20 protein-coding genes are annotated in these 17,114 nt (G+C 57.5%); 11 read left to right on the top strand and 9 right to left on the bottom strand.

The features are described 5' to 3' along the window. Positions 1-5: 5 nt before the first annotated feature. From AC2FFB_RS06120 to AC2FFB_RS06150, 7 genes are all read right to left on the bottom strand, one after another. Positions 6-1,181 carry an acetyl-CoA C-acetyltransferase gene (locus tag AC2FFB_RS06120; protein WP_142635424.1) on the bottom strand — a complete coding sequence of 392 codons (1,176 nt, stop codon included), beginning with the start codon at positions 1,179-1,181 and terminating at the stop codon, positions 6-8. 179 nt (positions 1,182-1,360) lie between these two features. After that, positions 1,361-2,194: an EAL domain-containing protein gene (locus tag AC2FFB_RS06125; protein WP_281995236.1), complete on the bottom strand. Its 834-nt coding sequence runs from the start codon at positions 2,192-2,194 to the stop codon at positions 1,361-1,363. Positions 2,195-2,279: 85 nt separating this feature from the next. After that, positions 2,280-2,468 carry a hypothetical protein gene (locus AC2FFB_RS06130; RefSeq protein ID WP_281995235.1) on the bottom strand — a complete coding sequence of 63 codons (189 nt, stop codon included), beginning with the start codon at positions 2,466-2,468 and terminating at the stop codon, positions 2,280-2,282. Positions 2,469-2,556: 88 nt separating this feature from the next. After that, a complete protein-coding gene (locus AC2FFB_RS06135) occupies positions 2,557-3,528 on the bottom strand; it encodes a sterol desaturase family protein (protein ID WP_142635430.1) in 972 nt (323 codons plus the stop codon). Next, entirely contained in the window at positions 3,525-3,911 is a 387-nt protein-coding gene (locus AC2FFB_RS06140) for a hypothetical protein (RefSeq protein WP_281995234.1), read from the bottom strand. Before AC2FFB_RS06140 ends, AC2FFB_RS06135 begins: the two co-directional genes overlap by 4 nt. Before the next feature lie 117 nt (positions 3,912-4,028). Beyond that, complete coding sequence (locus AC2FFB_RS06145) at positions 4,029-4,394, bottom strand: hypothetical protein (RefSeq protein WP_496874663.1); 366 nt, start codon at positions 4,392-4,394, stop codon at positions 4,029-4,031. A 66-nt stretch (positions 4,395-4,460) separates the two neighbouring features. After that, entirely contained in the window at positions 4,461-5,027 is a 567-nt protein-coding gene (locus AC2FFB_RS06150; RefSeq protein WP_271948463.1) for a TlpA disulfide reductase family protein, read from the bottom strand. Between the two features lie 21 nt (positions 5,028-5,048). On the opposite strand from AC2FFB_RS06150, the gene argH reads away from it, so the two are divergent. From argH to AC2FFB_RS06175, 5 genes are all read left to right on the top strand, one after another. After that, positions 5,049-6,437 (top strand): argininosuccinate lyase, encoded by a 1,389-nt coding sequence (gene argH, locus AC2FFB_RS06155; RefSeq protein WP_496709210.1) that lies wholly within the window; start codon positions 5,049-5,051, stop codon positions 6,435-6,437. Beyond that, positions 6,437-6,619, top strand: a complete 183-nt coding sequence (locus AC2FFB_RS06160; protein ID WP_496691811.1) for an argininosuccinate lyase — start codon at positions 6,437-6,439, stop codon at positions 6,617-6,619. Before argH ends, AC2FFB_RS06160 begins: the two co-directional genes overlap by 1 nt. Positions 6,620-6,701: 82 nt before the next feature. Further along, complete coding sequence (locus AC2FFB_RS06165; RefSeq protein WP_185956656.1) at positions 6,702-6,857, top strand: hypothetical protein; 156 nt, start codon at positions 6,702-6,704, stop codon at positions 6,855-6,857. A gap of 65 nt (positions 6,858-6,922) precedes the next feature. Then, complete coding sequence (gene lysA / locus AC2FFB_RS06170) at positions 6,923-8,188, top strand: diaminopimelate decarboxylase (RefSeq protein ID WP_496871570.1); 1,266 nt, start codon at positions 6,923-6,925, stop codon at positions 8,186-8,188. Between the two features lie 37 nt (positions 8,189-8,225). Continuing rightward, positions 8,226-10,763: a TIGR02302 family protein gene (locus tag AC2FFB_RS06175; protein WP_496874664.1), complete on the top strand. Its 2,538-nt coding sequence runs from the start codon at positions 8,226-8,228 to the stop codon at positions 10,761-10,763. Here AC2FFB_RS06175 and AC2FFB_RS06180 read toward each other — a convergent pair whose 3' ends face one another. Further along, a complete protein-coding gene (locus AC2FFB_RS06180) occupies positions 10,764-11,498 on the bottom strand; it encodes a zinc-ribbon domain-containing protein (protein ID WP_142635444.1) in 735 nt (244 codons plus the stop codon). Positions 11,499-11,680: 182 nt separating this feature from the next. Here AC2FFB_RS06180 and AC2FFB_RS06185 point away from each other — a divergent pair, with 182 nt between their 5' ends. The 5 genes from AC2FFB_RS06185 to AC2FFB_RS06205 all read left to right on the top strand — a co-directional run bounded on the left by AC2FFB_RS06185 (position 11,681) and on the right by AC2FFB_RS06205 (position 15,733). Further along, on the top strand, positions 11,681-12,358 hold the full coding sequence (locus AC2FFB_RS06185) for a cell division ATP-binding protein FtsE (protein ID WP_142635446.1): 678 nt from the start codon (positions 11,681-11,683) through the stop codon (positions 12,356-12,358). Next, positions 12,355-13,257, top strand: coding sequence for a cell division protein FtsX (locus tag AC2FFB_RS06190; protein ID WP_281995228.1), 903 nt, complete (start codon positions 12,355-12,357; stop codon positions 13,255-13,257). Before AC2FFB_RS06185 ends, AC2FFB_RS06190 begins: the two co-directional genes overlap by 4 nt. Then, positions 13,257-13,997 carry a lysophospholipid acyltransferase family protein gene (locus AC2FFB_RS06195; RefSeq protein ID WP_496874665.1) on the top strand — a complete coding sequence of 247 codons (741 nt, stop codon included), beginning with the start codon at positions 13,257-13,259 and terminating at the stop codon, positions 13,995-13,997. Before AC2FFB_RS06190 ends, AC2FFB_RS06195 begins: the two co-directional genes overlap by 1 nt. Beyond that, positions 13,984-14,589 carry a pyridoxamine 5'-phosphate oxidase family protein gene (locus AC2FFB_RS06200; RefSeq protein ID WP_496874666.1) on the top strand — a complete coding sequence of 202 codons (606 nt, stop codon included), beginning with the start codon at positions 13,984-13,986 and terminating at the stop codon, positions 14,587-14,589. The genes AC2FFB_RS06195 and AC2FFB_RS06200 overlap by 14 nt, the downstream gene beginning before the upstream one ends. 91 nt (positions 14,590-14,680) lie before the next feature. Beyond that, positions 14,681-15,733: a sterol desaturase family protein gene (locus AC2FFB_RS06205; protein ID WP_496874667.1), complete on the top strand. Its 1,053-nt coding sequence runs from the start codon at positions 14,681-14,683 to the stop codon at positions 15,731-15,733. Between the two features lie 102 nt (positions 15,734-15,835). Here AC2FFB_RS06205 and AC2FFB_RS06210 read toward each other — a convergent pair whose 3' ends face one another. Next, positions 15,836-16,429: an NAD(P)H-dependent oxidoreductase gene (locus AC2FFB_RS06210; RefSeq protein WP_142635456.1), complete on the bottom strand. Its 594-nt coding sequence runs from the start codon at positions 16,427-16,429 to the stop codon at positions 15,836-15,838. A gap of 99 nt (positions 16,430-16,528) precedes the next feature. Here AC2FFB_RS06210 and AC2FFB_RS06215 point away from each other — a divergent pair, with 99 nt between their 5' ends. Continuing rightward, positions 16,529-17,107: a TetR/AcrR family transcriptional regulator gene (locus AC2FFB_RS06215; RefSeq protein WP_142635458.1), complete on the top strand. Its 579-nt coding sequence runs from the start codon at positions 16,529-16,531 to the stop codon at positions 17,105-17,107. Positions 17,108-17,114 lie beyond the last annotated feature (7 nt).

Below are 17,114 nucleotides of genomic sequence, written 5' to 3' on the forward strand. Positions count from 1 at the left end.
TTAGATCAGTCGCGCTCGACACATAGGGCGACGCCCATGCCGCCACCGATGCACAGAGTCGCCAGACCTTTTTTCGCGTCCCGCCGCTTCATTTCGAACAACAGAGTGTTCAGAACGCGGCAGCCCGAGGCGCCGATCGGGTGACCGATAGCAATGGCGCCGCCATTGACGTTCACGATGGACGGGTCCCAGCCCATGTCTTTGTTCACTGCACAAGCTTGTGCTGCAAAGGCTTCGTTGGCTTCGATCAGATCCAGATCGTCAACCGACCAGCCCGCCTTTTCCAGCGCCTTGCGCGAGGCATAGATCGGGCCGACGCCCATAATCGACGGGTCCAGACCAGCGGTAGCATAAGATGCAATCCGCGCCAGAGGCTCAATCCCGCGCTTTTCGGCATTTGCCGCCGACATCAGCAGGGTCGCAGCCGCGCCGTCGTTCAGGCCCGAGGCATTGGCGGCGGTGACCGATCCGTCCTTAGCAAAAGCCGGGCGCAGTTTGGCCATGGCTTCCATGGTTGCGCCGTGGCGGATGTATTCGTCCTTGTCCATCACGATGTCACCCTTGCGGGTCTTGATGGTAAAGGGCGTGATCTCATCGGCGAATTTGCCTGCCTTCTGCGCAGCTTCGGCCTTGTTCTGACTTGCGACGGCGAATTCATCCTGCATATCGCGGCTGATCTGCCACTTTTCAGCAACGTTTTCGGCGGTTTGACCCATGTGATACCCGTTGAACGCATCCCACAGTCCATCGCGGATCATTGTGTCGATATACTTCATGTCGCCCATCTTTTGTCCGGCGCGCAGAGCGGCGGCATGGGGCGACAGGGTCATGTTCTCTTGTCCGCCGGCAGCGACGATATCAGCATCGCCCAGTTGGATATGCTGTGCGCCCAGTGCCACGGCGCGCAGGCCGGATCCGCAGACCTGGTTGATGCCCCAGGCCGCGCTTTCTTGCGGCAGACCGGCGTTGATATGTGCCTGACGCGCCGGGTTCTGACCCTGGGCTGCGGTCAGAACCTGACCCAAAATTGTCTCGCTGACTTCGCCTTTTTCGATTCCGGCGCGTTCTACAACGGCTTCAAGAACGGCTGTGCCCAAATCATGGGCTGCGGTGTTCGCAAACGAACCACCAAAGCTGCCGACGCCTGTACGTGCGGCGGATGCGATAACTACATTGGTCATTATGATCAGTCCTTTACCGTCATGGTCCGGCGGAATGTCTGACGGCGCAGGTCGAGAGGTTCCCCCCGCAACAAGAGCGCCCCGTAATCCCCCGCTCAAGTATCACTGCAATAGCGCAATGCTGCATTTGCAGCAACGGGCAGCTTGTCTCAGGACCCAAGGTCCCTAGTTTTTTGGGGTTAACCCGCCGATTTCTGTTCGTTTTCCGTTTTCCAGGGCGCAGAAACCGTAGGTGCGCCGAACAGAAATCCTTGCAGACAATCGACGCCATTGGCCGCCAAAAACTCAGCATCCGCCTTGGTTTCGACCGATTCGGCCGTGACCAGAATCTCAAATTCCCTTGCAACTGCGATCAGGGCACGAACCAGCGCCTGATTATCCGGGTTTTCACTGATGCCGCGGATGAACTGGCCATCAATCTTGGCGGCATCAAAAAGAAACTCGCGGAAATGGCGGAAGCAGAAATTGCTGGCCCCAAAATCATCCAGCGCAAATGCAACGCCACGTGGTTGCAACCGGTCCATGAAATCGACCACGAGTTCCGGCACGGTCATGGCCGAACTTTCGGAAATTTCAAGGATCAGCCTTTCACCGATACTGGCATCTTTTTTCATGAACCGGTCAAGAACACGCGACCAACGTCCATATCCGATCGACCGTGCGGACATATTGATCGACATGCGGATGTCCGGGGTGCGTGCCAATGTGCGCAGGCCCATTTCAAGCGCGATGCAGTCCAATTCGCGGCCAATCGGGGTGTTTTCAAGCTGAGGCATAAACTCGCGTGCCGGGATGACACGACCGGTTTCGTCCAGCACCCGGATGAAGCCCTCGTAGAAGGCGATACCATGTGGCGCGTTAGCCTGCATGACCGGTTGAAAGGCCAGTTTGCACTGTTTGTGTTTGACAGCATCCGTAGCCATCTGGATCGTTGAGTTGTCGCGCGACAGCACAGCCGCGTTTAACGGGCTGTCTGATCCTTCGGGTAAATCTGCCAGTTTCCTGTCCCGCATGATCGAAATCGCTTCCCTACCGTCGTCGGTCAGGATCCAATTTCAGGGCAAAGATGTGAATCTGCGGTTAATGGAAATGAAAATGTCAGCGGGCTGCGTCCAGAACACGTCCCAGAGATCTCGCGGCACCAATAACTGCACCCGTAAAACCCAGCACCATCATGGCCAGTCCAAACGCGATCAGCGTTGCGGTCCCGGCGGCCAGCGCTGTCAGCATTGCGACAAGCAGGCCTATCAGTCCTAAAACTGTGGAAAATGTTGTCCAACGGGTCATGATAATCTCCGGTCACTCGTAATGCACATCGTTTGGATATGTGCAGGCTAAGCTAATTTTCAACAAAATCAGCACATGACCGGCGGATTCAAGCTTGTTTTGCTTCGGATTTGTGCGTTTCGGTCTCAAAATGCTCAAATCCAGGCGTCCCTCGATCCCTGGGGTTGCGCGAGATATGCTTGGCTTTGATCTGCTCCGAGCTATCCCGGCTGCCGTCATGGCTGTAACCGGGTGGGGCAAAGCAATAGGCCAACCGCTGGCGCAAAGTTAGCCCCGATTGCGTGGCATCCTGCCAGATTCCGACCCATTCGTGAAAAGCGACGCGCAACGGGTTGAAGGTTCCGATATTGTGAACCAACCCATAGTCGACCTTGTCATCGACCTGCTCTGGCACAAAGGTGCCGAACATCTTGTCCCAGATGATGAACACGCCAGCATAGTTGCAATCCAGATAGCGCGCGTTGCGGCCATGATGGGCGCGGTGGTGGCTGGGGGTGTTCATAACCGCCTCGAACCAGCGGGGCATCTTGCCGATGGCCTCGGTGTGAATCCAGAACTGATAGATCAGGTTCAGACCGCCGACAAACAGAACCATTGCCGGATGAAACCCCAGCAGGATCAGCGGCGCGCGCACGACCATCATGAAGGTGAATGTATAAGTCCAGGTCTGACGCAACGCTGTGGTCAGGTTGTAATGCTGAGAGCTATGATGGTTCACATGGCTGGCCCAGACCCAACGGATGCGATGCCCGAACCGATGCACCCAATAGTAACGCAAATCGTCCAGCAAAAAGCACAGGACAATCACCGGGATCGAGGTGCCCAGGTTCAGCGGAGTAATCTGCCACAACCACATAAAGAACCCGTAGGCGATGAAACCGAGCAGAAACCCCGAGGCAATATTGCCCGCGCCCATGATCAGCGAGGTGACCGCATCCCGCGTTTCATAGCGCCCGCCCCGGCCTTTGAAAGCGATCCAGACGAACTCGGCCAGAATTGCGGCAATAAAGAACGGGACTGCCCATTGCACGGCATCGGGAAAGGAAATCTGGTCGGTCATGCGGGCTCCATCAGGTGTCGCCAGTGGGCGCGTTCGATGTCATCGAGGTGGATGCGGGTTGAGGGGGTTCCGAAATCATGAAACTGAACTTCGAATCCGTCCGGATGCTCGATCCAGTCATAATCCTGCAGGTGGCGGGCCACGGTATCCGCGCCGAACGACCACAAAAGGCCCGAACCGGTTGTGGTTCGGATCAGCGCGGAACGTTGGTCATGCGCTACGGTTACATCTGCGATCACGTCATCTGGGAAATGGCGCGACCATTGCGCGCGCGCCAGATCAAGTGTCAGGGCAAACTGCCGCGAACGGCCAGTCAGATGCAGCAGAATAGTAATTCCGCCTATCCCCCCGATGACCAGAACTAACAATATCTCCAGCGGCATGACTTCCTCCTGACCCACAAACTGCAAAGCGGAGGCTTGGCTGTCAAAGGTGGCGTCGCGTAAGCTGAAATTCGACCTGAAGCACCGGTTGGGGATCACGGTACCCGTGCAAAGAGGTCAGTTGGTAATCGTATAGGTCCCCCCGGGATCACCCTTGCCCTTGTTGCGGGTAAAGGTCACCTGGTTCCCTTCTATCGTTACTTTCTGGCAATCCTGCGGGATCTGATTTCCGCCAACAACAAGCGTTCGGCACCAAAACCTTTTGTTCCAGGCCCATGCGCCCGAGAATTTGACCTTGTCGCTGGTTTGCCCGGAAATCTTCCCGTCGGGTGAAATAAGCACCCAGGTGCCGCCATCCACCAGTTTCTTACCGGCGACAGCATTCAGAAAATCTTGTTCTTTCTTGATGTCTTTGGCCTCGGCAACCAATGCCGAGCCCAAAACCAGACAGGCAGCAATGGCCAGAGTGAATACGTTCTTCATAAAGAAAGCCTCCTCGTTACAACGACGGGGAGGCTATCATAAATTCAGGACTTCAGGAAAACGACCTTAGCTTTCTTCCGCGACCAGTGCCGCAATAATCGCCTTGGCACTGTCTGAATTCCACTCGGCATCCCCGATCAGGCGGGCGACTTCATTGCCATCGGGGTCAAGAATGACCGTGATTGGCAGGGCAATGACACCGAACTCACGTGCCACGGCCGAGCCCGGATCTTGATGGCGCGGCAGGTTCTCGATGTTGTTTTCCTCGAAAAACTTCTTGATCCCCGCGGGTGAGTTGCGCCCGGTGGCCAATGTCAGGACTTCGAATTTGTCACCCCCGAATTCCGCCTGCAACTCGGCGATCTGAGGCATTTCCTTGCGGCACGGTGCGCACCATGTGGCCCAAAAGTTCAGCAGGACGTATTTGCCCTGATAGTCGGCAAGCGTTGCGGTGCCACCGTCATCTTCCAACTGAAATTCGACCAAGGTGTGCGGTTTGGGCTCTTTGTGCAGGATCAACCGCTTCAGGGTGCCTTCGCGCAGCGGACCCAGTGTTTCCGCATCTGTGGCCAAAGCCGCGTTTGCACCTAGCGCAAGGGCCATATAAAGGGGGATCAGACGAAATAGGCGCATATCAACTCCGGGTTTTCTTACATGACCGATCAATCTTCGAACCAGATGTGGGGCGGCCGCTTTGCCGCCGGTCCAGACGCGATCATGGAGGCAATCAATGCCTCGATCGGGTTCGATCAGCGGATGGCAGCCCAGGACATTGCAGGCTCGCGCGCCCATGCCGCCATGTTGGCTGCCACAGGCGTTATAACTGATAGTGATGCTGAAGCTATTCGGGAAGGGCTGCTCACCGTATTGTCAGAAATCCAGAACGGCGCGTTTCAGTTCTCGACAGCTCTGGAAGACATCCACATGAACGTCGAGGCGCGCCTGAAAGAGATCATTGGCGAACCTGCGGGCCGTTTGCACACAGGCCGGTCGCGCAATGACCAGGTGGCGACCGATTTCAAATTGTGGGTGCGTGATCAGTTCGATGCCGCCGATGCCGGTCTGCTGGCCCTAATCCGCGCGCTTTTGGCGCAGGCAGAGGCCGGGGCGGACTGGGTCATGCCGGGCTTTACCCATCTGCAAACCGCCCAGCCTGTGACCTGGGGGCATCACATGATGGCTTATGTCGAAATGTTCGGGCGTGATCTGTCCCGCGTCCGCGATGCCCGCGCGCGGATGAACGAATCCCCACTGGGGGCTGCCGCGCTGGCTGGAACCTCGTTCCCTATTGATCGGGTCATGACCGCCGAGGCGCTGGGCTTTGACCGTCCCGCTGCCAATTCGCTGGACGCCGTCAGTGACCGCGATTTTGCGCTGGAATTTCTGTCAACTGCTTCGATCTGTGCAATGCACCTGTCGCGCTTTGCCGAAGAACTGGTGATCTGGTCTTCTGCCCAGTTCCGCTTTGTCACCCTGTCTGACCGTTTTTCGACTGGCTCGTCTATCATGCCGCAAAAGAAGAACCCGGATGCGGCAGAACTGATCCGTGCCAAGGTCGGGCGCATTTATGGCGCCAACACCGCGCTGATGATGGTGATGAAGGGCTTGCCGCTGGCCTATTCCAAGGACATGCAGGAAGACAAGGAACAGGTTTTTGACGCTGCCGATAACTGGATGCTGGCGCTGGCAGCGATGGAAGGCATGGTCAAGGATATGACCGCCAACCGCGAAAGCCTGGCTGCGGCTGCAGGGTCGGGTTTTTCGACCGCGACTGATCTGGCCGACTGGCTGGTGCGCGTTCTGGGCCTGCCGTTCCGCGATGCCCATCACGTCACCGGATCGCTGGTTGCGATGGCCGAGAGCAAGGGCTGCGATCTGCCGGACCTGACGCTTGCAGATATGCAAACAGTGCATGCGGAGATCACCGATGACGTCTTTTCTGTCCTTACGGTGCAAAATTCGGTAAACTCGCGCCAGTCTTACGGCGGCACGGCACCGGATCAGGTGCGGGCTCAGGTCAAGCGATGGAAGGCGTTGGTGTAATGCGAATTCTGACTGCGGCTCTGTTGGTGCTGGCAGGGGTAACCCTGGCCGGATGCGGTGCGGATGGCGAACCGATCCAACCAACGATGAGCGCCAATATCGGCGTCGGCACCAGCGGCGCCTATGTCGGGGGCGGCGTTGGCCTGCAACGCGGCCCCCTGAGCGTTTTTCTCGGACGGTAGTGTTTCCCGAGTTGCAGTTTCAGCACTCAGTTCCCATTTCAGGCCGATCAATGGCGCTCGGCCGTAAACCTTGGAAAAAGAAATGAATATGAAGATTTTAGGCCTGTTCTTTGGCCTCGCCATTCTTGCGGCTTGCGACCCATCCTATAAACCGCGACCCGATCCCGAACCCCAATCCGGCGGATCTGGAATTTCGATATCCGGTTATGGGCGGGTCGGCGTTTCGCATATTGAATGACGCGACACCCCTGTTTGCGTAGAATCCATTGATCCGCTGGGGCATTCTGGTCTAAGCGCGTCTTTATGGATCACTTTCTTTACCGCGACGGCGCGCTTTACGCCGAGGATGTCCCGATCTCCGAAATCGCAGCTGCGGTTGGGACACCCTTTTACGTCTATTCGACGGCGACGCTGCTGCGTCATTTCCAGCTGTTCGATGAGGCGTTGGACGGGACCGACCACCTCGTATGTTATGCGATGAAGGCCGCCAGCAATCAGGCGATCCTGAAGACGCTGGCCGAGGCAGGCGCGGGGATGGACGTTGTTTCGGGTGGGGAATACCTGCGGGCCAAAGCTGCCGGAGTGCCCGGCGATAAGATCGTGTTTTCGGGCGTTGGCAAAACAGCCGAAGAAATTCGCACTGCTCTGACCGGTGGCATTCGTCAGTTCAACGTGGAATCCGAACCCGAGATGGAGGTGATCAACGCCGTTGCGCTTGATTTGGGCGTCGTTGCTCCGATCACCGTTAGAGTAAATCCGGATGTGGACGCCAAGACCCACGCCAAAATAGCCACCGGAAAATCCGAGAATAAATTCGGCATTCCGATCGCCCGTGCGTCAGAAGTCTATGCCCACGCTGCCAGCCTGCCCGGGCTGAAGGTCATTGGCATCGACGTCCATATCGGCTCGCAACTGACCGAGCTGGAGCCTTTTGCATTGGCCTATCAGAAGGTTGCTGAGCTGACCGAGACGCTGCGCAGTGAGGGCCACAATATTCGCCGCCTTGATCTGGGTGGGGGATTGGGCATTCCTTATGCGCGCTCGAACGAAGCGCCGCCGCTGCCTTTGGAATACGGTGCGCTGATCAAAGACACTCTGGGTCATCTGGGATGCGAAATCGAAATAGAGCCGGGCCGCCTGATTGCCGGTAATGCTGGTTTGATGGTCAGCAAAGTGATCTATGTGAAATCCGGCGAGGGCCGGGATTTCCTGATCCTCGACGGTGCCATGAACGACTTGATCCGCCCGGCCATGTACGAAGCCTATCACGATATCGTACCGGTGATCGAACCCGTGCCGGGCACGGAACAGCAACCCTATGATATCGTCGGTCCGGTTTGCGAAAGCGGCGATACATTTGCCAAGCAACGGCAGATGCCGCCACTGGGTGCTGGTGATCTGGTCGCTTTTCGCAGCGCAGGGGCCTATGGCGCGGTCATGTCCAGCGAATACAACACGCGACCCCTGATACCCGAAGTTCTGGTGCACGGAGATCAATTTGCCGTAATTCGTGAACGTCCGAGCTTTGACGAAATCATAAACCGCGATACCATACCCGAGTGGCTCTGACGCAATAGGCGCGCGGGCCGGTGAACGGAGGCCCGACTTGACCGCAAGAGAAACCTTGCCGATCCCCAGATTGTCTTTGCTGCTAACGCAGGTGGGGATGCTAAGCGAGCAGGTTTGGCGGTCTTTCTGGCCGTTTTTCTCAATTTCCATGGCGCTGTTGGCCGCGCTGATGCTCGGACTACAGGACCATGTCGGGGTAGAAACCGTTTGGGCCGCGGGGTCGGCGGCATTGATTGGGCTGTTGGTTGCACTGATCCACGGCGTGCGGCGGTTCCGTTTCCCAACACGAAACGAAGCGTTGATCCGGATGGATGAGACCCTGCCAGGGCGTCCTATCCAGGCTCTGATGGATGAACAGGCCATCGGCGCGATGGATGCTGATTCTGTGGCCCTGTGGCGGGCTCATCAGGCGCGTATGGCTGAACGTGCCGCGCAGGCTGCGCCGGTAAAGCCCGATCTCCGACTGGCCGACCGCGACCCCTATGCTCTGCGGTTCATAGCTTTGCTGGCGCTGGTGATTGCCGTGCTTTTCGGCTCATTTTGGCGCATAGGATCCGTGACAGAGATGACACCGGGTGCAGCTGTTGCCGGGCAGGGACCAAGTTGGGAAGGCTGGGTCGAGCCGCCACGCTATACCGGCTTGCCAACGCTTTATCTGGCAGATCAATCCGACCCGGCACTTTCGGTCCCGCAAGGCAGCCGCATCACATTGCGATTCTACGGCGAGGTCGGTGCGCACAGCTTGACCGAAACCTCGACACCGCTGGGCACGGAAGCGGTCACCGACCCTGAACAGGAATTTGTCGTCGAACGTTCGGGCCGAATGACGATAGACGGGCCTTCCGGGCGCGATTGGGCGTTGGAAGTGATCGCAGATATGTCTCCGCAGATCACCGTGTCGGACGTTGCCAGATCCGAAGCGGGCGGCCAGATGAAATTGCCCTTTGCGGCCAAAGATGATTACGGTGTGATAGCAGGCTCTGCCCTGATCGAACTGGATCTGGATGCAGTTGATCGGCGCTATGGTCTGATGACGATTCCAGAACCGCGTGAGGTGATCGAGGTTGAGTTACCGATGCCCATTACAGGCGAACGGGCCGATTTCACCGAGAATCTGATCGAGGATTTCTCACAACATCCCTGGGCGCATCTGCCAGTAAAGATCACTTTGATGGCGCGTGATGCTGCCGATCAGCAAGGGCAGTCTGAACCCTATACAACAGCGCTTCCGGCGCGTCGGTTCTTTGATCCGCTGGCGGCTGCAATCGTTGAACAGCGGCGCGATCTGCTGTGGTCACGGGACAACGCGAAACGGGTATCTCAGATTCTGCGGGCGGTATCGTATCTGCCCGAGGACCTGTTCCGCTCGGATACGGCCTATTTACGCCTGCGGGTGACACTTCGGCGGCTTGAGACATTTACCGAATACGGGTTGAAGCCGACGCAGCAGGAAGAAATCGCGGCCTCACTATGGAAGCTGGCCGTATTGATCGAGGACGGTACGCTTGCCGACGCTCTTGAGCGGATGCGCCGGGCGCAGGAGCGCCTGACGGAGGCGATGCAGAACGGGGCAAGCGACGAAGAGATCGCTGAGCTGATGCAAGATTTGCGCGAGGCCACCCAGGACTATCTGCAACAGTTACAGCGGTTGGCAGAGCAGAACGGCGAAGAAGGTCAGCAGGGGCAAGACGGTGAATCCTTGCAAATGACGCAGGATGATCTGCAACGGATGATGGATCGAATTCAGGATCTGATGGAGCAGGGCCGTATGGCCGAGGCGCAGCAGGCGCTGGAGGAATTCCAGCAGATGATGGAGAACATGCGCGTCACGCAAGGTCAGGGTCAAGGTCAGCAATCCGAAGGCCAACAGGCGATGGAGGGTTTGGCAGAGACATTGCGCGATCAACAGGGGCTGAGCGATCAGGCTTTCCGCGATCTGCAAGAGCAGTTCAATCCCGGTGCGCAGACTGGTGAAAACCAGGGCAATCAGGGCCGCAATGGCGGTCAGGGCCGTGGGCAGAGCCACGAAGGCCAGGGCGGACAGGGGCAGGGTTCGGACCAGGCTGATGAAGGTCAGCAGGGTCAGGGTTCGCTGGCCGATCGTCAACAGGCCCTGCGCGATGAGCTGGGCCGCCAGCAACAAAACCTGCCCGGTGCCGGTACCCCGGAAGGCGAAGCCGCCCGTGATGCGCTTGGGCGCGCTGGCCGCGCCATGGATGAGGCTGAGCAGGCTCTGCGGAATGACGAGCTGGCTGATGCTATCGACAACCAGTCCGAAGCGATGGATGCGCTGCGGGAAGGGATGCGCTCGTTAGGTGAGGCCTTGGCCCAGAACCAGCAGAATCAACCAGGTCAAGGCAGCCAGGAAGGTGATATGCAAGCCAACAACCGCGATCCGCTGGGCCGCAACCCTGGGGCAAACGGGTCGATGTCAACCGATGAGAGCCTGCTGCAGGGTGAGGACGTTTATCGCCGTGCCCGCGAGTTGCTGGACGAAATTCGCCGCCGGACCGGTGAATCCGAACGTCCCGAGATTGAATTGGAATATCTCAAGCGCCTGCTTGAACGGTTCTGATCAGTTCTGAGAAGCGCCAGCCTGGGTATCCAGCCAAAGCCGGGCTTGATCCACCAAAGACACATAAGGTTTGAGAACTGCATCCGCCTGAGGAACAGCCTCACTGATTTGCGGAGCATTGCCGTAGATCAGGAACAGGATCACACCAAGTATCAAGATCAGAGCGAACCCACGCAGAAAGCCACCGGATTTGCGGGGCGCAGGCGCTGATACCTCGGGCGCATCTGCAGAGGCGTCGCCGCGGAATCCAGAATTGATCGTCTCGACATCGGGCAGGGCGTCACCTTGCCCGGAATCTTTAGCGGTTTCTGTAGCTGTCAGTTCCTTGACCGCCTGTTCGGGGTCTGGTTCCGGCTCGGAAGGTGGATCAAGAGCAAGATCAGGCTGGCTTTCAAGACTGCTACCTTCCTGGGCCCGCAATTCGGCTTCACGTGCGGCTTCTTCCTTCAGAATATCGGCGACCGAAGGATCCACATTGCTGACCGGCGCACCATCCTTTGGTGGGGTTTCGGGCTCGGGCTCGGTCTGGTCGGCGGTTTCTGACTCCGCCGGTGGAACAGCCTTATCCTCGGCAGTCGTTTCATCTGCAGGTTGCTCAACGGCTGGATCCGCCGGATGTTTGGCCTGGAACCACGTTTTCTCGCAATTCGAACACTGAACATCGCGGCCTTCCTCTGGAATGACCTCGTCTGGCACCTCGTATTGGGCACTGCAGTTGGGACAAGTAAGACGCATGCTGCCTCCGGGCCGGGGGTTGGCCTGATAATAGTTTTTTTAAGAATGATATTCCGTTAGAACCAAACAGCAAAGCGCGTTTTCGGTTTCGCGGGCCAAGTGTCACCATTTGGACCCGGTACGGGCATTGAAACCTGAACCGCGCTGGGGCAAGAAGAGCGGCACAAAAATTGGGGGCCCCCGTGATCGAGCTGGACCATGTCAGCTACACCTATGGTGGAGGTGAATTGCTGAGCGACGTATCGCTTAAGCTTCAACCGGGGTCGTTTCATTTCCTGACCGGGCCGTCCGGTGCTGGCAAAACAACCCTGTTAAAGCTCTGCTATGGCGCATTGCTGCCCACATCGGGAAGGCTGAGCGTGTTCGATCAGGATATCGCCCGCCTTAACCGCGATCAGATGGCCCTGATGCGCCGCCGGATAGGTGTGGTGCATCAGGATTGCCGGTTTCTGGATCACATGACTTTGGCCGAGAATGTCGCTTTGCCGTTGATGGTATCCGGTAAGGCGGAAATTGCCGAGCAAACAGATCTGTCAGATCTGTTAAACTGGGTCGGGCTGGGTGCGCGTCTTGACGCGCTGCCACCAGAGCTGTCAGGCGGTGAACGCCAGCGTGCGGCGCTGGCCCGTGCGGTGATGCTGTCGCCCGATGTCGTGCTGGCCGATGAGCCGACGGGCAATGTGGATTGGGAAATGTCTCAGCGACTTTTGCGCCTGCTGGTCGAGTTGAACAAGATGGGCAAGACAGTCTTGATTGCGACCCATGATCTTAGCCTGATCCGTGCGGCGAAAAGCCAGGTGCAGGCGCGTGTTTTGCGCATCTCGCAGCGCCAAATTCAACTGGCGGGGGCGGATCTATGAACGTGGAAACTTTCCGCAACCTGTTGAAACGTGATGGTCGTGCCGACCGGGTTGTTCCGCCCACTGGCTATACTGCACATCTCACACTGTTCGTGTCCGGTGCGATGGGCTTTCTTGCGGTGTTCGCGCTGGCTCTGTCATTGGCGTCGGGGCGAGTGGCAGACCGCTGGGCAAGCGAACTTGCCGGCGCTGCCACGGTGCGGATCAATGCCCCGGCCGACCAGATGGCCGCCCAGACTGAAACCGCGCTGACGGTGTTGTCGCAAACACCCGGTGTCGCCTCTGCCCGGGCGTTGACCATCGAGGAGCAGATTGCGCTGTTGTCGCCCTGGTTTGGCCCGGACTTGCCACTGGACACGCTGCCCGTGCCGCAGTTGATCGAAATTGTCGAAGGTGAGCCAGGTCTGGATGCAGCAGGATTGCGCCTGCGTCTTGGAGCCGAGGTGCCCGGAGCCGTTCTGGACGACCACTCGCGCTGGCGCGAACCTTTGGTTGATGCGGCCCGCTCGCTCCGGAGGCTTGGCTGGGTCTCAATCCTTCTGATTGGCGGAGCGACCGCCGCCATGATCACATTGGCGGCCAATGCGTCGCTGGCAGCCAACGCGCAGATTATCGAAGTGCTGCGTCTTGTCGGGGCCCGGGATCGATTTATTGCCAATGCGTTTGTTCGCCGCTTCACCTACCGCGCATTTTTTGGCGCGATGGTTGGTGTGCTGTTCGGAATGACAGGTGTGTTGTTGCTGCCCGAGGCATCGTCGGACGAGGGCGGCTTTCTGACGGGCCTGGGCTTTCAGGGGGCAGGGTGGCTGTTGCCAGCCCTCATCCCGGTACTGGGTGCTGCGGTGGCCTTTCTAGCCACATGGACTGCGGCAAACCGCAAATTGAAGGAGCTTTCGTAATGGCCACTCCAATTCAATGGATCCGCTCACTGGTCTTCATGATCGTGATCTACATGTGGATGCTGGTCCTTGGCCTCGTGTTTGCTCCTTACGCCATGTTTGCAAAGCGCGGAGCGCTGCATGCATGCAAGACCTATGCGCACACAACCATGTGGCTGGCGCGTTGGATGGTTGGTATTCGATGCGAAATTCGCGGGACTGTGCCAGTGGACGAGGTGGTTATCGGGGCCAAACACCAGTCTTTCCTCGATATCATCATGATCTTTAGCGCGATTCCTCATGGCAAGTTCATTATGAAGCGCGAATTGCTGTGGACGCCAGTCATTGGGCTTTACGCAAGCCGCCTAGGGTGCATCCCGGTCAATCGCGGCAAGAAGGGCGCCGCTGTGGCCAAGATGGTCCAGGATGTGGCGAAGGAATTTACAGAACCTGGCCAGTTGGTGATCTATCCGCAAGGCACCCGTGTCGCGCCCGGCGTTCACAAACCGTATAAGGTTGGAACTGCCGTCCTGTACGAAGGCTTGGGAATCCCTTGCGTACCTGTTGCAACAAATGCCGGAGTGTTCTGGCCCCGCAGCGGCGTGATGCGCAAACCCGGCCTTGCGATCGTCGACTTCCTTGATCCGATCGAACCCGGCGTCGAACGTGTGCGCTTTCTGGACCGATTGGAAGATGTGATCGAGACGCGCTCGAACGCTTTGATGACAGAAGTGGGGTTTGATCCTGATGCAGTTCTTTGACGATATCGAAACGCTCGAGAGACATTACGGCGCACCGGGCGCCCCATCATTGCGTAAAGTAGCGCACCGGTTGACGCCTCTGTACCGGCAATGGGTCATGGCTTCGCGGCTATGCGTACTCAGTACGGTTGGGCCCGAAGGGGTCGATGGCAGCCCACGTGGCGATGATGGTCCGGTGATTCTGGAACTGGATCCAAAGACATTGGCGATGCCCGACTGGCGCGGGAACAACCGGCTGGACAGCTTGCGCAATATCGTGCGCGATCCGCGTGTGTCATTGATGTTCATGGTCCCAGGGTCGAACAATGTTGTGCGCGTCAACGGGTCGGCCCGACTGACAGCGGACCAAGACCTTCGAACCCGGTTCGAAAAACAAGGCAGGCTTCCGGCCACCGTGATCGTCATCGACATTACAGAGGTCTACACTCAGTGTGCCCGTGCGCTGATGCGTGCGCGGACTTGGAGCAGCGGGGACGAAGCCGCCATATTGCCGACAATGGGTGAAATCCTGGCCGAAGCGTCAGACGGCGAGGAAGGTGGCACGCAATATGATGAGGCCTGGGGGCAACGCGCCGCAAAAACGATGTGGTAGCCTGTTTACTTATCAAGGTTTGGTCAAAGAATCGTCACACGGGTAAGTAAGTAGATAACCGTGAGGCAAATACAGAATACAGGAGCCGTCAATGGAGCAGCTTAGTTCAGTTTGGGATTCTTTCCTGAACCACGCCCGCTATGTGTTTACGTCTCCTTTGGATCCCACGAACCGGATTTTCTATGTCTATGTCGGCAGTTCTCTGCTGATTGCCTTCGCCATCTATGCCGTGAAGCGCAGAAACGCGTCACATGTAGACGGAGAGAGCAGCTTTCTGGGGTTCCTGTTTCCCCGCAAGGTCTGGAACCATCCTTCTGCATGGCTCGATATCCGCTATTTCTTTTTCCACAAACTGATCGGGCATTTCCTGATATTGGGTCTGCTGGCCGGATCAGCCGCCTTGTCCTATCAATGGGCAAGCGGTGGGCTTGACCCCAATAACTCACCCCGGGCAGAGCCCTTGGTTGGCTGGTTGGGGGCTTTGGCTACCTTCACCTACATGCTCATTCTATTCCTGATTATGGATTTCATCGGCTACGCAGCCCATTACCTGCAGCATAAGGTCCCGCTGTTGTGGCAATTTCACAAAGTTCATCACAGCGCCGAGGTGATGCACCCGTTGTCGAATTTTCGCGAACATCCGATAGACAATATCCTCTACAATGTTGCGATTGGGTTTGGTGCCGGCGCAGTAACCGGGTTTGCGTTTCGACTGTTAGGGTACCAGCCGAACATGCCGGCATTGCTGGGCGTGCCGGTGCTGATGTTCTTGTTCAATGTCGGAGGCTATAATCTGCGACATTCCCATATCTGGTTGCGTTGGCCGGGTGTGTGGTCGAAAGTTTTTCCCTCGCCTGCGCATCACCACGTGCATCACAGTTGCCACCCGGACCATCTGGACAAAAACTTCGCCTTCATGTTTCCGTTCTGGGATGTGTTGTTCGGCACCTACATCATGCCCGAGGATAACAGGGACGTGAAATTCGGCGTGACCGAGAAGGACAAGGGTCACGAGATGGACACCTGCATGAAGCTCTATTTCCTGCCGTTCAGAGATGCGTGGCGTATTCTGAACAAGAAACGGCGGCCATCGTCTTACCAAGCGCCCGATGCAGATGCCGCCAGTCGCCATTCGGTCAAATAGCGAGCATCTGCGGTGGTTGCCGGCCTGACGTGATCCGCTGATCGCCTGTGCCCGGCAACGCCTTGGCGGTGGTTTCGGCTGGGCATAGTGACGCAAACGCCCTCAAGCTGCGGCGGCTCCGATCTTGGCGATCTTGCTGACCCAGCGGTCCACGTGACCCGGTTTGGGATAACTTGCCCCGGCAAAATAGGTGAACCGGGTCGGCTTGAAGCCAACAAATCCCAATATCTGATCGCGTACCTGGCGGATCAGGGCCTGGCGATAGATCAGGCGCATGAACCAACCCGGCGTATCTGATGTCAGAATGACGCGCGCGGTGCGTCCGCTCAGCATCGGGGCGGGCAATCCAATCTTCGTGGTGTTTCGCGTGTCAAAGGTGCGTCCGGGGATGAACATCCGGTCGATCAGACCTTTGAGCTTTGCGGGCAATCCGCCCCACCACATTGGCGTGGTCAAGACCAGGTGCTCGCTCCATTCGAAATCTTGCAATACCTGCTCAAGAACCGGTTCTAGCGGTTTGAAATCGTGATAGTTGCCCTGACCAAAATCAAAGTCGAATTGCATCTCGCTTAGATGGACCAGACGCACGTCATGTCCCTTGCCTCGGGCGGCGTCGGCATAAGTTTCGGCAAAGGTCCGCGACAGGCTGCTATCGGCGGGGTGTCCGTCGAGGACAAGTATTTTCTTCGGTTGCATGGGGCTCTCCTGAAAATGACCGTGGTCACTTATAGAATCGAAAAGTGACCACGGTCAATAAAAATTTGACCATGGTCAAAAAACATGCGAGCTAACCATATGCAAAAACCACCCCAGAAACGAACTCTCAAAACTCGGGCCCGGCTTTTGGCGGCTGCCGAGGCACTCATTGAAAACAGCGGATACGAAGCGCTGAGGGTAGAAGAGGTCGTCCAGAGCGCTGGGGTCGCCAAAGGGACGTTCTTCGCGCATTTTCGCGACAAGGATGCCTTGATGGAGCTTCTGATCGCAGATCGGCTGAATGCCTGCCTCGATCAGGCCGAGGCTGGGACCGCGCCCAAATCGGTGAATGATATCATGACCGCCCTGCAACCGGTTCACAGCTTCATGACATCCGAACGGTATGTCTTTGACTTGTTGATAAGATATTCGGGGGCGACGGCTATCGCCGATATCGGACCGATCGCATATTGCTTTGAGCGCTACTTTCGTGTGGTGATGATGTGGCTTGACGCTGCGGATGTCCGACAGGACATTCCGACCGAGCTGTTGGCCGAAGGTGTTCAGGCCTTTGCCATTCAGGCCATGTCCCTGAAGTTCTGCGCCTTGCACGCCTCGACCGGTTTTACCGACCGGTTGAGGGTCTATCTGGATGCATGGTTGACCCCGGCGACCTAGTCACCGG

It is taken from the genome of Ruegeria sp. YTSA219, assembly GCF_059609985.1.

Bases quoted from the DNA above. Each gene is read 5' to 3' on its own strand.
- AC2FFB_RS06120 (WP_142635424.1), bottom strand. From the start codon at position 1,181: ATGACCAATGTAGTTATCGCATCCGCCGCACGTACAGGCGTCGGCAGC.
- AC2FFB_RS06125 (WP_281995236.1), bottom strand. From the start codon at position 2,194: ATGCGGGACAGGAAACTGGCAGATTTACCCGAAGGATCAGACAGCCCG.
- AC2FFB_RS06130 (WP_281995235.1), bottom strand. From the start codon at position 2,468: ATGACCCGTTGGACAACATTTTCCACAGTTTTAGGACTGATAGGCCTG.
- AC2FFB_RS06135 (WP_142635430.1), bottom strand. From the start codon at position 3,528: ATGACCGACCAGATTTCCTTTCCCGATGCCGTGCAATGGGCAGTCCCG.
- AC2FFB_RS06140 (WP_281995234.1), bottom strand. From the start codon at position 3,911: ATGCCGCTGGAGATATTGTTAGTTCTGGTCATCGGGGGGATAGGCGGA.
- AC2FFB_RS06145 (WP_496874663.1), bottom strand. From the start codon at position 4,394: ATGAAGAACGTATTCACTCTGGCCATTGCTGCCTGTCTGGTTTTGGGC.
- AC2FFB_RS06150 (WP_271948463.1), bottom strand. From the start codon at position 5,027: ATGCGCCTATTTCGTCTGATCCCCCTTTATATGGCCCTTGCGCTAGGT.
- argH (WP_496709210.1), top strand. From the start codon at position 5,049: ATGACCGATCAATCTTCGAACCAGATGTGGGGCGGCCGCTTTGCCGCC.
- AC2FFB_RS06160 (WP_496691811.1), top strand. From the start codon at position 6,437: ATGCGAATTCTGACTGCGGCTCTGTTGGTGCTGGCAGGGGTAACCCTG.
- AC2FFB_RS06165 (WP_185956656.1), top strand. From the start codon at position 6,702: ATGAATATGAAGATTTTAGGCCTGTTCTTTGGCCTCGCCATTCTTGCG.
- lysA (WP_496871570.1), top strand. From the start codon at position 6,923: ATGGATCACTTTCTTTACCGCGACGGCGCGCTTTACGCCGAGGATGTC.
- AC2FFB_RS06180 (WP_142635444.1), bottom strand. From the start codon at position 11,498: ATGCGTCTTACTTGTCCCAACTGCAGTGCCCAATACGAGGTGCCAGAC.
- AC2FFB_RS06190 (WP_281995228.1), top strand. From the start codon at position 12,355: ATGAACGTGGAAACTTTCCGCAACCTGTTGAAACGTGATGGTCGTGCC.
- AC2FFB_RS06195 (WP_496874665.1), top strand. From the start codon at position 13,257: ATGGCCACTCCAATTCAATGGATCCGCTCACTGGTCTTCATGATCGTG.
- AC2FFB_RS06200 (WP_496874666.1), top strand. From the start codon at position 13,984: ATGCAGTTCTTTGACGATATCGAAACGCTCGAGAGACATTACGGCGCA.
- AC2FFB_RS06205 (WP_496874667.1), top strand. From the start codon at position 14,681: ATGGAGCAGCTTAGTTCAGTTTGGGATTCTTTCCTGAACCACGCCCGC.
- AC2FFB_RS06210 (WP_142635456.1), bottom strand. From the start codon at position 16,429: ATGCAACCGAAGAAAATACTTGTCCTCGACGGACACCCCGCCGATAGC.
- AC2FFB_RS06215 (WP_142635458.1), top strand. From the start codon at position 16,529: ATGCAAAAACCACCCCAGAAACGAACTCTCAAAACTCGGGCCCGGCTT.